Source organism: Paenibacillus tarimensis, from assembly GCF_021532315.1.
Taxonomy (GTDB): domain Bacteria; phylum Bacillota; class Bacilli; order Paenibacillales; family Paenibacillaceae; genus Paenibacillus_I; species Paenibacillus_I tarimensis.
The window spans coordinates 492,605-506,710 of record NZ_JAKGAO010000004.1 but is presented as its reverse complement, the minus strand read 5'-3'; the positions used below and the strand labels follow the sequence as shown (position 1 = coordinate 506,710).

The 14,106-nt window shown below is 51.0% G+C and carries 12 protein-coding genes; 4 read left to right on the top strand and 8 right to left on the bottom strand.

Translation table 11 applies throughout. The features are described 5' to 3' along the window. Positions 1-4: 4 nt before the first annotated feature. Positions 5-643, top strand: coding sequence for a thiamine diphosphokinase (locus tag L1N82_RS03660; protein WP_235285965.1), 639 nt, complete (start codon positions 5-7; stop codon positions 641-643). Positions 644-677: 34 nt separating this feature from the next. Here L1N82_RS03660 and L1N82_RS03655 read toward each other — a convergent pair whose 3' ends face one another. Continuing rightward, on the bottom strand, positions 678-2,672 hold the full coding sequence (locus tag L1N82_RS03655; RefSeq protein WP_235285964.1) for an endonuclease MutS2: 1,995 nt from the start codon (positions 2,670-2,672) through the stop codon (positions 678-680). A gap of 480 nt (positions 2,673-3,152) precedes the next feature. Here L1N82_RS03655 and L1N82_RS03650 point away from each other — a divergent pair, with 480 nt between their 5' ends. After that, entirely contained in the window at positions 3,153-3,635 is a 483-nt protein-coding gene (locus L1N82_RS03650; RefSeq protein WP_235285963.1) for a PH domain-containing protein, read from the top strand. Beyond that, positions 3,622-5,199: a PH domain-containing protein gene (locus tag L1N82_RS03645; RefSeq protein WP_235285962.1), complete on the top strand. Its 1,578-nt coding sequence runs from the start codon at positions 3,622-3,624 to the stop codon at positions 5,197-5,199. The genes L1N82_RS03650 and L1N82_RS03645 overlap by 14 nt, the downstream gene beginning before the upstream one ends. Here the strand turns inward: L1N82_RS03645 and L1N82_RS03640 are convergent. Beyond that, on the bottom strand, positions 5,164-5,943 hold the full coding sequence (locus L1N82_RS03640) for an MBL fold metallo-hydrolase (RefSeq protein WP_235285961.1): 780 nt from the start codon (positions 5,941-5,943) through the stop codon (positions 5,164-5,166). The genes L1N82_RS03645 and L1N82_RS03640 overlap by 36 nt on opposite strands. A gap of 197 nt (positions 5,944-6,140) precedes the next feature. On the opposite strand from L1N82_RS03640, the gene L1N82_RS03635 reads away from it, so the two are divergent. Then, entirely contained in the window at positions 6,141-6,632 is a 492-nt protein-coding gene (locus L1N82_RS03635) for a C40 family peptidase (protein ID WP_235286155.1), read from the top strand. Positions 6,633-6,671: 39 nt separating this feature from the next. On the opposite strand, the gene L1N82_RS03630 is transcribed toward L1N82_RS03635, so the two are convergent. The 6 genes from L1N82_RS03630 to L1N82_RS03605 form a co-directional block, all read right to left on the bottom strand. Then, positions 6,672-8,030 carry a HAMP domain-containing sensor histidine kinase gene (locus L1N82_RS03630; RefSeq protein ID WP_235285960.1) on the bottom strand — a complete coding sequence of 453 codons (1,359 nt, stop codon included), beginning with the start codon at positions 8,028-8,030 and terminating at the stop codon, positions 6,672-6,674. Further along, positions 8,027-8,725 (bottom strand): response regulator transcription factor, encoded by a 699-nt coding sequence (locus L1N82_RS03625; protein ID WP_111149339.1) that lies wholly within the window; start codon positions 8,723-8,725, stop codon positions 8,027-8,029. Before L1N82_RS03625 ends, L1N82_RS03630 begins: the two co-directional genes overlap by 4 nt. Before the next feature lie 82 nt (positions 8,726-8,807). Then, positions 8,808-10,364, bottom strand: a complete 1,557-nt coding sequence (locus tag L1N82_RS03620; protein WP_235285959.1) for an ABC-F family ATP-binding cassette domain-containing protein — start codon at positions 10,362-10,364, stop codon at positions 8,808-8,810. A 153-nt stretch (positions 10,365-10,517) separates the two neighbouring features. Next, positions 10,518-12,176 (bottom strand): serine/threonine-protein kinase, encoded by a 1,659-nt coding sequence (locus tag L1N82_RS03615; protein WP_235285958.1) that lies wholly within the window; start codon positions 12,174-12,176, stop codon positions 10,518-10,520. A 115-nt stretch (positions 12,177-12,291) separates the two neighbouring features. After that, entirely contained in the window at positions 12,292-13,308 is a 1,017-nt protein-coding gene (locus tag L1N82_RS03610; protein ID WP_235285957.1) for an SAM-dependent methyltransferase, read from the bottom strand. Beyond that, positions 13,308-14,090, bottom strand: coding sequence for an ABC transporter ATP-binding protein (locus L1N82_RS03605; protein ID WP_235285956.1), 783 nt, complete (start codon positions 14,088-14,090; stop codon positions 13,308-13,310). Before L1N82_RS03605 ends, L1N82_RS03610 begins: the two co-directional genes overlap by 1 nt. Positions 14,091-14,106 lie beyond the last annotated feature (16 nt).

Here is a 14,106-nt window from a genome sequence, read left to right as displayed (position 1 = left end):
CGATATGCAACCACGCGTACTCATTTTTTCTGGCGGACGGCTAGGTCCCTGGGCCCTTAAATCAATCCGTCAGGACGATATCCTAATAGGTGCCGACAGCGGTGCTCTTTTCTTAATCGAAAATGGATATAGGCCCCATCTTGCAATCGGTGATTTCGATTCGGTTACGGCTGGCCAATTCGAGCTCATACAAAGCCGGAGCCGCGAGACAGAAGCCTGTGATCCGGTCGACAAGGATTATACGGATACCGAGCTTGCCATGATTAAGTCACTTCGTTACCAGCCTTCGGAAATCCGGTTTATCGGGGCGCTTGGCACACGCTTTGACCATTCAATTGCCAATATTCACCTGCTTGTGAAGGCTCATGAAGCAAATATCCCCGCTGTGATTGATGACGCCCATAATGAAATCCGCCTTACGGACTCTGAACTCGTCATCCGCAAGGCTGGATTTGAACAGGTGTCCCTTCTGCCCTTAACGCCGGTTGTAACCGGGGTGACGCTGAAGGGCTTTCAGTACGGACTTACAGATGCCGTTCTGCAAATGGGCCAATCGCTGGGTATCAGCAATATCCTGTTGAAGGAAGAAGGCGTTATAACCGTGAAGAGCGGCATGCTGATGGTTATTCAGAGCAAGGACTAAATAACCGCACCCGTCTACAAAAAACCGAACGATGTTACTCCTCAGGCGGCTTAATAATTTCAAGATTGGGGTTATGCCTGCGGCTCATTTGCTTTCGCTTCTTCCGGTTCTCCACCGATTCAAAAACGATATCCATGTCATAGTCAGCCGGGTACAGGTGCTCACGCGCGATCCGCAGGGACAGCCGCTTGTGATTAAAGGTCAGCTTGCGGTTCCTGAACTGCACCACGACCTCTCCTTTGCTGTCGGCTGGCTTATAGACAATTCCCGTCTGCTTCAAGGGATGGATGTAGACGAGGTCCCCCTGCTGGAGCGGCCGCCCGGGTGGTGAACTAGCCGGATCAAGATTTGGATTTCCCGTGTCCCCGCTGCGCTTTCCTGCTGCGCTAACCGGCATCACGTCCTCTCCCGGATTGGAGCTCCCTGCTTCATCCTCATTGCCCTCCGTCCCCATAAATTCCTGAGAATAACCTGCGGATGCCTTCCGCTCTTCAACCTGCCGGGTGCCGGCTGCAGCATACTGCTCAGCCCTTGAGACCAGCTTCTCGGGAATCCCATATTTCCGCGCAATAGCAAAAGCAAAGCTGCTGCCTGCTTCACCGATCTCGAGCCTGTAAAGAGGCTGTAGTGTATCAGGATCAAAGGCCATTCGTACATTGCGGCAGCCGGGCGTACGCCGTGCAAACTCCTTGATTTCATTAAAATGCGTAGTTGCCGCGACGATCGACCGTCTTGCCAGAAGCTCTTCCAGTATCGCCAGCGAAAGCGCAATGCCCTCCCCCGGATCGGTTCCGGCTGCCAATTCATCCATGAGCAGCAGAGAACGCTCATCGGCAAGACGCAGCATGCCAGCAACATTCGTCAGGTGCGCTGAGAACGTGCTGAGGGAGTGTTCCAGACTTTGTCCATCCCCTATATCAGCAAGCACCCGTGTAAAAACACCCGCACAGCTTCCCTCTTCGACAGGAATCAAAAGACCGGACTGCACCATAAGCGTCAGCAGCCCGATTGTTTTTAGAGCAGCTGTTTTGCCGCCTGTGTTGGGTCCTGTAATCATCAGCTGGCGGTATTCCTGTCCGATAGATACCGTGATGGGAACCGCAGATGGACCAAGCAGCGGATGCTTCGCTCCGAGGAAGCTGAGAACCGGTTTATCCACGACAACAGGGGCAATTCCCTTCATAAGGACTCCAAGTCTCCCCCTTGCGAAAATGTAGTCATAGGCGGCTAGCACCTCCCTGTTAAGCCGCAGTGAATCCGCCGATTCCTCTGCCAGCTCCGACAGCGCGGCCAGAACTACTGTCTCTGCTCTTGCTTCATCCTGTTTGTACAGATCCCATTCACCCTGCAAATGGGCAAGCTCCTCTGGTTCAATGAACAGTGTCTGTCCGCTTGAAGACTGATCCCATACGGTACCCGGCACCTGCTTGCGAAATTCCCTGCGGACGGGGATCACATAATGTCCGCTGCGCCGGCTTGAGATCGGGTCCATTACATAACGACTGTACTTATTCATTGCCTGGTCGAGCCTGCGTTTCAGCTGCTCTTCAAGCAAACCCAGCTTACGCCTGATCTTGGCCAGTTCAGGACTTGCCTGGTCCGTGATTAAGCCGTGTCGAATGCAGCGCTCAAGCTCCTGCCGAAGCACCTTGCATTCATCCATTGAAGCAGCGTACCCGCTGATGATTGGAGCCGCTTGCTCTTTGGATTGCATATAACGCTTCATCTGTGCGATTGACGTCAGCCATACAGACAGCTGGGAGAGCTCCGTTTCCTGAAACAGATAACCCGTTCCGAGCAGCTCCAAGAAGGTATCTATGCCTTCCATAGCGGATAGGGGAATACTGGCGCCAAGACGAATCAATACTGCCGCTTCTTCTGTTTCCTTAAGCAGTGCGGTCACCCGGCTGTAATTGGATGAAGGCGCGGATTGCCTGATTAACGCTCTGCCTGCTTGTGAGGCTGCCTCCTCCATTAGCATAACTTTAATCTTGTCGTATTCCAGATTGTTTAACGTTGAATCATTCATGCTTCAAACCTCCTCGAACGTATGTTCTTTTACATAAAAAAAGCAGGACAGAACGTATGAGCGTTCCATCCTGCCGGTATAGGCACAGCTTCACAGCCCCTTTAGCAGACACAAAAAAACCGTGCCGGTAAAGAGCACGGTGAATGCGCCAAAGAGCGGTCTCAGGCGGAAATCATCATGTTCTCAACTCATGGAGCGGATGCGAACAAACTGAGAACCACATATTGAAACAGACCTGTACATAAACACAGGCTGGTCAAAGACGCGTTCAGCAAGTTCAACCGCTTATCCAATTACGAGTTAAGAACAACCACCAACATATAACATTCCCCTTTTTTCCTGAGATAACCATATATTAACCGACTTACCAATCGTTCGTCAAGCGCTTGTAATCCTAAAAACGATGCGACCTTTGCGACATAATGGACGTACTTATGCTATAGTAATGAAGGAAAATTTTCCAGGGAGTGATGTATAAATATGGTACTTCAAGATCCGCAGCAGCGTATCGATGAGGATGCGCTAAAGGCTTGGCGGCTGGGAGGCTGGATTTCAGCAGCCGTTTACGCCGTTATCATTGGGATAATGGTATTTTTGACGATCCGGTTTGATTGGCCGTATTGGATTGCTGGCACCGCCCTCCTAATTGCCGTGTTGGTTGCTTTATTCGAGATCGCCTACATACCTGTCTGGCGCTGGCGGCGATTTCGTTACGATGTCAGCGAGCACGAGATCGATCTGCTGCACGGCCTTTTTATTCGTAAGAGAACGATTATTCCCATGGTGAAAATTCAGCATGTGGATACAAAACAAGGTCCTTTGCTTCGCAAATACCAGCTTGCTACTGTAACCTTCTCCACAGCAGCGGGAAGTCATGAAATCCCCGCCCTGCTGGAATCTAAGGCAGAGCAGGTCCGCAACCAAATCGCACAGCTGGCGAGGATAACTGATGAAGAAATTTGATCCTGATACACATCGACTACATGGCGTCTCGATATTTTTCTTTACATTTAAATTTGTCAAGGACCTGCTGTATCCCCTGCTGGCTGTTGTTATTTCAACTATCGTGCGCGGAGAGATCAATTTATTGTGGATTATTGGCGGGGTTCTCATTCTGGTTACCGGATCGGCTGTGCTCGGATGGCTCTCCTGGCTTCGATTTACATACCGTATTAGCGATGACATCCTGCATGTGCATCATGGTTTGTTTATCCGTAAAAAGCTGTACATCCACCGTGAACGGGTACAGTCCTTTGACATGTCGGCCGGCGTGCTGCACAGAATATTTGGTTTATGGAAGGTACAGATTGAAACGGCGGGCGGAACTAAGCCTGAGGTCGTGCTGTCCGCTATATCGACAGAGGAATCGGTCCGGCTTCGCGAAGCACTGTACAAAAGCGGACGCAGGGATCAAGATGAACCCTCTGTTACTTCTGAAGATTTACAGTCGGCTGAACATGATACATTCGGCCCTGGTGAAGCAGCATCAGTCAATGACTTAAGCACAAATAACGAACGAGCTCAAAATACCAAACAGCAAGCGTCAGTCGAACCGCTGCCGTCGATCCGTATCCCGCTGCGAACGCTTCTGCTATACAGCATTACTTCCGGTCGGGTCGGTATTGCTATCGCAGTCATTGGGGCTGCTTACTCGCAGATCGACGATTGGCTAACCGAGTCCTTCGACATCTGGAACTTTGTCATGAACTCGCTTGGCGCCGCCTCACTGGTATGGGTTGCAGCCGCTCTGCTGCTAGCGGTATGGCTGTTCAGTGCTATCATGACAACACTGCGTGAATACGGCTTCACACTGCAGGCTGATAACGGTAAGCTCACAACTTATAAGGGGCTGCTTGAGCGCAAGCAGGCATCCATTAGCTTGAAGCGTGTGCAAGGATTTTATTTTAAGGAGAATGCCATCAGACGCTTGCTGGGCTATGCCAGCGTTCATGTATATATAGCCGGAACGACGGAGAAATACGAACAATCCTTTCTGCTGTTCCCTATGATACGAAAGTCCGAGCTTCCCGGCCTGCTTGAACAGTTCCTGCCGGCATATCAGCTCCCACAACAAATAAACAAACTTACGCTGCGCTCTCTTCCCAGCTTCCTCACCGTACCAGTTGTGACAGCAGTCGTTATCACAGCTGCAGCAGTCATATGGATACCTGACGGTTACGGGCTTATCACGATCGCACTGCCGCTGATTGCCCTATTATGGGGCTGGCTTCGATACCGGCAAACCGGCTGGTCCGTTGACGAAGATATGCTGACAATCCGGCACGGAAGCTTCAGCACCCATCACTCGATTATTCCGAAACACAGGGTGCAGTGGCACACGTTGGCAACAACCCCTTTCCAGAGGAGGAAGAAGCTAGGGACGTTAAGTCTTGCAATTGCTTCCGGAGCGGTCTTCGTGCAGTTGAAACTTCGTCACCTGCCATGGGCACATGGCGCTAAGCTGATGAACTGGCTAAGACGGGGTTCTTCTTCAGCCAACGGGCAGGGTCATACCCGTATGGGATAGCCTGACATGCTCTGGCAGCGAGTAATCTGCATTAAGATCAATATCATGCGACATATGCGTAAATACAGTCATTACGGGCTTTAACTGATCAATTAATTCCAATGCCTCCACAATGTCATACACCGAACGGGTTGGATAGGGATACGGCTCCTCATAGAAGCTTGTCCCGAGTACTAGCAAATCCAACCCTTCCATCGGTTTCATCTCCGATACGGACAAGCCGATCGAATCCGAACAATACACCCAGGAATATCCGGAAGCACGGTTATCAAAACGGTAAGCATACGCATAGCCATTCTTGCCATGATTCACTCTCCATGGCGTTGCCAGCCAGTCTCCGAATTGTACCCCTCTGTCCGCTTCGTGACGGTCAATATGATTTTTGATCCAAGGAAATCGCGCATCGATATCCTCTATCACTTCAGCGGGCGCATACATTTGACCACGCTTATTCAGCCACCGGCATGCATCTGCCCACTCCACAAGGCCCCCAATATGGTCAAAATGAGCATGGGTAACAAGAATCCGGTCCACATCCCTTAAACCTGCATCCTCCATCTGCTTTCCCCAGTCCGGTCCACAGTCAATTAAGGTATGTCCACTCTCCGGATCATCAATATGAAGCAGCGAACGAAGCCTCCTGTTTACACCGCCAGACCGCGCCTCTTCACATACTGCACAGCGGCAGTACACACGTGGTACCCCCATCGTATCGCCCGTGCCCCTAAACGTAATAACGGTCATCGAATCACCCTTTTAGCAAAATTAATAAATTCTCATGGAATTCTCATTAAGCAGCTTTAAAGCGCTAGCTTGCTAGGTTTTGTTTCTCCCTGGAAAAATCTATGAAATCTATAGTCTGATATAGTGAATCTTGCAGAGATGACTAACACAATACCTATTATTTTCGAATGATAGCAGAAAAGGAGCTCATCAACGTGATGATTCAGCATAAGTTTTACCGTAAAGTAATGACGATCGGACTGTGTGCTGCCATTGGCTTCTCAGCGCTTGGATTCACAAAAGCGGATCAGGCTGCGGCAGCATCTACAACAACTGGTGATAAGATTATCGCGACGGGTAAGAAGTATCTTGGAGTTAAATACCGTTTTGGAGCGCCTTCAGGCGTCACATATGCTTTCGACTGTTCTTCCTTTACCCAATACGTCTATAATAAAAACGGCGTCAAGCTGCCCCGCACCTCTGCCAAGCAAGCTACGAAGGGCAAGAAGGTCGCTAAATCGAATCTGAAGAAGGGCGATCTCGTATTCTTTAAAGTCCCTGGCCGTACCGGTAATAAAATCGGTCATGTCGCTATTTATGCAGGCTCGAACAAAATCCTGCACACCTATGGCAAGGGCGGAGTTACGTTCTCCAAGCTGGACTCCTCCTACTGGAAGAAAAACTATGTAACAGCACGGCGTGTGATATAAACATGCAGTTAAATAAACAGCTGAACGGCTTGATGCCGTTCAGCTGTTTTTTTTCGGAAATTGCAGGGCAATCGTTGTTCCTTTATCCGGTTTGCTGAACACATCGATATGACCATCGTGCAGGTCAACAATTCGCTTGGCGATTGATAATCCAAGCCCCACACCGCCTGTTGAACGGCTGCGCGCTCCATCTACCCGGAAGAACCGCTCGAACAGATGAGGAATTTCATGCTCGGGGATCCCGATTCCCTTGTCGGATACAAGAATACGGACCATATTCTTCGTATGGCTTATCGTAATATTGATCGGTTCCTTGCTGTACTTAATCGCGTTATCAATCAGGATGACCATTAGCTGACGGAACTTGTCCTTATCCGCTGTAAGCCGAACCCCTCCGCCTTCAGCATGAATACGGATTGGGCGGTTAAAGGTCTTCTGAAGCATCGACGAGAGCTCATCAACTAACTGGACGGTGTCAAAGGTCTCCAGCTTCAGCCAGTCTTCCTGCTCGGCTTCTGCCAAGGTAAGCATGGATTTAATCAGCTTCTGAAGCCTCTCCGACTCCTTCGCGATTGCCTCGATTGCTTCATCCCGTATCGCCGAGTCATTGCGCCCCCAACGCTTGAGCATGCCTGCATAGCTGCTTATAACTGTGAGGGGCGTCTTCAGTTCATGTGAGGCATCTGCCACAAACTGCTTTTGACCGGCAAATGTCCGGTCGAGCCGTTCAATCATCTGATTGAAGGCCCTTATAAGCTGCAGCAGCTCAGCCGATTCTTCCTTGCCCTTGTGCTCCATCTTGCGAAGCTTCCCGCTGCGGTCAATTTCTCGCATCGTCTGCACCATCGTCTGAAGAGGTGCGGTCAATCTGGAAGTAAACCAATAGGTTCCGAAGATGGCGAAAAAGATGGCGCCAAGGCTCGTAACCGACAGAGCAGCGACCAGAACCTGAAGATAACTGTCCAGCAGGTTAAGCTTCCGCATAATCTCCACCATACCCACTACATTCAGGTCCTGATAGATCGGTACCTTCATATACAGGACACGCATGCCGCTGACATACGTAATGCCCGATTCATGTGTCCGACTGAATTCTACAGGACGCTGGAGCAGCTCCTGGTCACTACCCTGTTGATTAATAATATTTCCAGTCGGCTCTACGATTCGGATAACTTCGTTTACGTTATAAAATTCATTCAGCAGATTGGGATCCGTCAGCCGGCCGGGCGTACTGATTTTTGCATTTTCAAGCAGCAGACTGATCTTATTGGCGACAAGCTGCTCTTCACTTTGTGTAGTGATCCTTATGACAAAGAAGTAAACGAAAATGTTAAACAGGATGAGGATGAAGATAAGCCAGAAAATTGTAAAGAGTGTAAACCGTTTGCGCAGTGTCATGCGTCGGGCTCCTTCAGCATATAACCAACGCCCCGAATAGTGTGGATCAGTTTATATCTGAAGCCTCTGTCGATCTTCTGTCTCAGGTACCGGATATACACATCAACCAGATTGGTTTCCCCGATAAAATCATAGCCCCAAACGTCTGAAAGAATTTCTTCACGCGTCTTCTCGCGGTTCTTGTTCTCAGCCAGATAGACAAGCAGATCGAATTCCCGCGGCGTCAGCTCGATCGCAAGCTCCTTGCGGAATACTTTGCGTGTGCGCAGCTCGATCGTCAGCTCTGCAGCCTTCAGAACATCCGCGCCCTCGCTGTCTTTGGACTGCTGCTGGAAGATCCGGAGAAGATTACGGACCCGCGCCAGCAGCTCCTCCATTGCAAAGGGCTTTGTTATATAATCATTCGCACCTGTCTCAAAGCCGCTTACCTTGTCAGGCACCGTATCACGAGCAGTCAGCAGGACAACAGGGATCGGATTTCCGGCACTCCGGAGTCTCCTCAGCACCTCGATGCCATTGATTCCGGGCAGCATGACATCAAGCAATACCAAGTCCCACTCTCCCGAAGATGCCATCTCAAGTCCTGTTCGGCCATCCTCTGCGCGTCCTACCTCATAGCCTTCGTGCTCCAGCTCTAGCTGCAGTATGCGGGCAATGCCTTCTTCATCTTCAATCACGAGCAACCGTTCACTCATCGTGTTCACCTGCTTCCTTGTATGCCTGATAGAATCATTTACTGAATGTATTTATCGCCGGTGTATACTCCTGTATACAAGCTTAGTTGGCAGTCTGCCGCGACCAAGCTTCCACATCCCATACCTTCGTAACCCAATCCTCATAAAAGTCAGGTTCATGAGATACCAGTATGATAGTGCCTTTGTATGACTGCAGGGCCCTCTTCAGCTCGGCCTTAGCCACTACATCCAGGTGGTTTGTCGGTTCGTCAAAAAGAATCCAGTTGCTTTCACGAAGCATAAGCTTGCATAGTCTCACCTTAGCTTGCTCGCCGCCGCTTAGTTGGTTCAAATTTCGCGTAATATGCTCATTCTTCAATCCGCACCGAGCCAGAGCAGCTCGAACCTCATGCTGGTTCATATGCGAGAATTCGTTCCAGACATCATCAAGCGGAGAAATCGGCTGTCCTTTTACCTCCTGCTCGAAATAAGCCGGATGCAGGTAGTCGCCCCGGTATACTTTACCATCCAGTGGCTGAATTTTGCCGAGTAATGTCTTGAGAAGCGTCGATTTGCCCACACCGTTCATCCCGACAATGGCGATTTTCTCCCCGCGCTCAATCAGTACGTCCATTGTAGGGAGAAGCGGCTTATTATAACCAATTACAAGGCCGGTGGCCTCCACGATCGTCTTGCCGCTTGTACGGGCTTCCTTGAACTGGAATGTCGGCTTAGCCGCTTCTTCCGGACGGTCAATCCGCTCCAGTCTGTCGAGCTGCTTCTCACGGCTCTTCGCCCGGCCGGAGGTAGAATACCTCGCCTTGTTCCGCTGAATGAAATCTTCCTGCTTCTTGATGAAATCCTGCTGCTTCTCGTAAGCATCAATATGCTGGTTCTTGTTCATCTCCGCCATCTGCAAGAACTTCTCATAGTTGGCCGTGTAACGGGTAAGCTTGGCAAATTCCAGATGATAGATCACATCCACCACTTCATTCATAAAACCTGTATCGTGGGAGATCAGCATGAATGCATAAGGATAATTGCGCAGATAATTGGTAAGCCATGTGATATGCTCTTCGTCCAGGTAGTTCGTCGGCTCATCGAGCAGAAGGACAACCGGCTTCTCAAGCAGCAGCTTGGCAAGCAGTACCTTCGTGCGCTGTCCGCCGCTTAGTGATGCTACGTCACGATCCAGACCGATAGCGTTAAGGCCAAGGCCGTTCGCCATCTCTTCCACTTTAACGTCAATCATATAAAAATCGCCGATCTCCAGCGCCTCTTGTATTTCACCCATACGCTCCAGCAGCTGCTCCAGCGTATCCGGATCTGCTTCAGCCATCTGCATGGCTATATCGTTCATCTCCTGCTCCAGCTCCAGCAGCGGCAGGAAGGCATCCTTGAGTACGTCCCGGATCGTATGGCCAGGTGTCAATGCCGTGTGCTGATCCAGATACCCGTAACGAATCTTGGGCGTCCATTCCACTCGGCCATTATCCTTAAGCACTTTGCCGGTCAGGATGTTCATCAAGGTTGACTTGCCGGCACCGTTAGCTCCCACCAATCCGACATGCTCGCCTGCGAGCAGACGGAATGAAACATTTTTGAAGAGAGTCCGCTCTCCAAAGTTATGAGACAGTTCTTCTACTGTTAATAAACTCATTTCTCAAGCTCCAATCCATAATAGATCATCAAATAGGCCGCAAAGTGCCACCGGACAACATTGTATCATAACTGAGCCAGAAAATCCCCCGGTGCTGCAAGATGCCAGCTAACAATCTGCCCATAGCAGGCGGTACGGTTAACATACTGTTATTTACCGCTGAGCTTCACCTTGATAAGAAACAATTGCCTGCAGCACTGGGCGAAGCGATTTCTCCAGCGTGACATGCCATTTGCGATGCTCGGTAGCCCATCTGCCCTTCCACTGCCATTCCATCCATTCCCGGGGAGTTAGCAGCTCCATTACAGCCAGCGGCGGTTCTCCCATTAGTGACAGCCACTCTCTGCGCCCGGCAAAGTCAATATCCTTGTTTGCTATCCAGTAGGTAGCCCTGCTGTGTACGCTTCTGAAGCTGCGTATCTCCTGCCACTTCGCCAGCCGCCGGCGGGTCCATCTTGCTATGCTTGGATCTGCTATCATCAACAGGATATCACATCTGCCTGGCCACTCTGAAGCGGCCTGGTCCATCCACGCAGAGGACAAATCGAGAACTGACGTACAAGGCTCCCCTCCTTCGAAAGTCGTTACTTGCCCATTGATCAACTCCGCCTGCTCCAGTATGGCAGAACACCGGCCTAACCCTCCCCTGCCAGCATCAGGGCATAACGTCTGAAACCCGCAGTCACCCTCTATCCAGCCTGTATACCTCGTATCGAGCGGCCTGAAATTTGATCTGTCCCTGCCCTGTACTGCGCGTTGTCTCTGGCTTCCATCCAGCAGCATATAAGCTTCAGGCTCAAGGGCAGGATGTTCGATATAGATTGTCCGGCGGCCTGCTTCACCAAGAAGTTTTGCGATAGTAATAGCAGTATAGGTCCCTCCCGATCCCGCAGACATAGAAACGACACCAACAACAGGTGATGCCTGCTGTTCATATTGTATACGCCCTCGAACAGTAACCTGCTTGTCATGCCCGTCAATAAGCGTGATCAGTAATGCCTGCAGCTCAGCGGCTGATGAGGGCCGTCTGACGGGCAGATGCTGCAGCAGCCGGTCCAACAAGTCAAGCACTGCGGCCGGCAGCTCAGGCGACAGCTGCCGACGCTCAGCAGCCCCCAGCCCGTTGGCTTGCAGATTCGGAAGGCAGCCTCCGCTAAGCATGTAATAAAGAAGCGCTCCTACGCTGTACAGATCACTGCGCGCATCAGTCTGTCCTGTGTCACCTCCCTGCTCCGGCGGTGCAAAACCGGGCGTACCGAGCTTCGTTGTATCCTGCTGCTGGTTATGCTTCACCAGCCGGGAGATCCCAAAGTCGATCAGCCTGACAAAGCCTGTAGAATCCAGCATAATGTTGGAGGGCTTAATGTCCCGGTGAATAATGGGAGGGTCCTGGAGATGCAGATAATCTAGCGCCGTACACAGCTGACAGGCTATATCTACCGCTCTGTCGAGCTCCATTCTCCGTCCGCTGCGTTCGAAATATGCCTCCAACGTTACTCCCTCTGCGAAGTCCATCACCAGAACAGCCGGCATTCCGGTAAGCGTATCACTCGGGAGGTAATCAATGATCTGCGGAAGACGCGGATGATTGATCCGCATCAACACGGCTACTTCAGCTTCAGCATTTTCTCCTGCTCCGCTTGACGTGGGCAGCAGTTTTAAAGCCCGTTTTTTGCCGCCCAGCCTGAGATCAGCCGCTGCGTATACCGCCCCCATACCCCCCTGGCCTACGAGGGCTTGTATTTCATACCGCTCCGCTATAATGTCTCCTGATTCGATGCCGGCACTCAAACCTCTGTTGAACATTTCCATACTATTCTCCTCCTGGACCTTCATAACAATATCAGACGTAACCACAAAAAATCCCGGTCTGATGCCTGGGCATCAAACCGGGATGCTTTCCCGAATGGTGTTGCTGTAACTTATTCTATATCTTGTTCAAGTATAACGTAATCTCATCTCTATTGTGAAACAGTTGCTTGGCCTTGCGAAGCTTGAAGGACGATTCCTCCAGCTTCCGGATAACATCCCGAATCGTCTGCAGCGGCTTTCGGTGCATCAACTTAATCGTTATGATGGCCGCACCGCCGCGTTCAAGGGAGTCCCGCAAATCCAGAACCAGCTTCACCATTAACATCGGACTCCAACTCATATCACACACCAGAAGATCGAATGTGTCTGGCCGAAACTTGACTTCACCGGCATTCTTCTTGAAATAGGCAAGCCTTGGATGATCCAGCAGGGAGGGATGCAGATCCGCAGGATCAACAGCCGTAACCGCACAACCGCGCTCAAGCAGCAGCGATGTCCAGCCGCCCGGAGCCGCTCCGATGTCGAGAGCTTCCTTATAGTCTCCCAAATGCAGACCGAAAGCCCGTTCCGCTTCCAGAAGCTTGAACTTAGCCCGCGAAATCTGGCCTTCCTCCCGCTGAAAACGAACAGCCCCGCCGGGCCAGTCAGACAGGAGTTCGATCGGAGTTCCCCATCCTGCCAGTAGTTCCTCACCGGCAGCATAAATAGACAGAATAATATCAGGATTCTGCATGACAGGCTCGCTGTCCAGCTCATCCAACACGGCATCCAGAACAGCCTTGGTATCCGAAGCGGAATAATGATAAGGGCTCGACTCGCTTCGCCGGATATGAACCGCCGTCCGTTTGCCGCTGAACACCGGCTTGGCGTTGCGTACCAGCTCGGAGAGATGATTCAGGTCATCCGTATTCCCCTGGATGGCGACTGTTCGGTCAATAGGCTGGATATGACGGAGGAAGATCGGTTCTTTGGCCTGAACGGCGTCCAGCATTGCTTCGCGTTCCAGGTCTGTCTCAATGGTAAATATTTCACCTGCAGCAATCTGCTTCACGGCTGTTACATCAACCAGCCGCCGCAGCTCCTCCAGTGCGTAGTTTGCAAATCCGCGATTCGCCGTGCACAGCCAACGCATCAGCTTGCATCTCCCTTCGGGGCAACCCGGATCCATGGCCGGTCATGCACCCAATCCACTTCAATCGGCAGCTCGTAAGCCGAGCCCAATATATCGCCTGTCAGCACTTCTTGCTTAGGACCGGCCGCCGCGATGCTGCCATCATGAACTAAAGCCACATGAGTAAAGAGCGGTATGATTTCTTCAATATGGTGAGTGACATACAGAACGGTCATATCCCGTTTACCAAGCTTGTTCAGATCATTCAAAAGCTTCTCCCGCTCGTACAAATCGAGACCCGCACACGGCTCGTCCATAATGAGCAGCTCCGGAGAAGACATAAGCGCTCTTGCAAGCAAAGCTTTCTTGCGCTCGCCCTGGGAGAGTGTTCCGAACGGCTGGCTGCTTAAGTGGCCGATTCCAAAATCCTCAAGCATAGCCTTCGCCTTGCGGATGACCGCCGGATCGATCTCCTGATAGAAGCGGAGAAAAGCATACTCGCCTGTTGCGACAATTTCCCACACGGGATCGCTTAATGACATCTTCTCAATGACGGATTGGCTGATGTAACCGATTCGCTTCCTTACCTCCCGTACATCAACACGTCCGTACCGCTGCCCAAGCACATCCACTGTACCCGAGGTTGGAAACAGATACCCGGTGATCATCTCCAGAATGGTTGTTTTGCCCGATCCGTTCCTGCCGAGAATCACCCAATGCTCGCCTTTATTAACCTGGAGATTCACTCCGTCCAGTATTACTCTATTGTCACGCTGCAAGACCAGCTGTGATAATGATATCATCGTGTTGTTCCCCCAA

Excerpts from the sequence above, each read along its gene's own strand:
- L1N82_RS03640 (WP_235285961.1), bottom strand. The coding sequence starts at position 5,943 with ATGACCGTTATTACGTTTAGGGGCACGGGCGATACGATGGGGGTACCA.
- L1N82_RS03610 (WP_235285957.1), bottom strand. The coding sequence starts at position 13,308 with ATGCGTTGGCTGTGCACGGCGAATCGCGGATTTGCAAACTACGCACTG.
- L1N82_RS03625 (WP_111149339.1), bottom strand. The coding sequence starts at position 8,725 with ATGAGTGAACGGTTGCTCGTGATTGAAGATGAAGAAGGCATTGCCCGC.
- L1N82_RS03605 (WP_235285956.1), bottom strand. The coding sequence starts at position 14,090 with ATGATATCATTATCACAGCTGGTCTTGCAGCGTGACAATAGAGTAATA.
- L1N82_RS03645 (WP_235285962.1), top strand. The coding sequence starts at position 3,622 with ATGAAGAAATTTGATCCTGATACACATCGACTACATGGCGTCTCGATA.
- L1N82_RS03615 (WP_235285958.1), bottom strand. The coding sequence starts at position 12,176 with ATGGAAATGTTCAACAGAGGTTTGAGTGCCGGCATCGAATCAGGAGAC.
- L1N82_RS03660 (WP_235285965.1), top strand. The coding sequence starts at position 5 with ATGCAACCACGCGTACTCATTTTTTCTGGCGGACGGCTAGGTCCCTGG.
- L1N82_RS03655 (WP_235285964.1), bottom strand. The coding sequence starts at position 2,672 with ATGAATGATTCAACGTTAAACAATCTGGAATACGACAAGATTAAAGTT.
- L1N82_RS03630 (WP_235285960.1), bottom strand. The coding sequence starts at position 8,030 with ATGACACTGCGCAAACGGTTTACACTCTTTACAATTTTCTGGCTTATC.
- L1N82_RS03650 (WP_235285963.1), top strand. The coding sequence starts at position 3,153 with ATGGTACTTCAAGATCCGCAGCAGCGTATCGATGAGGATGCGCTAAAG.
- L1N82_RS03620 (WP_235285959.1), bottom strand. The coding sequence starts at position 10,364 with ATGAGTTTATTAACAGTAGAAGAACTGTCTCATAACTTTGGAGAGCGG.
- L1N82_RS03635 (WP_235286155.1), top strand. The coding sequence starts at position 6,141 with ATGATTCAGCATAAGTTTTACCGTAAAGTAATGACGATCGGACTGTGT.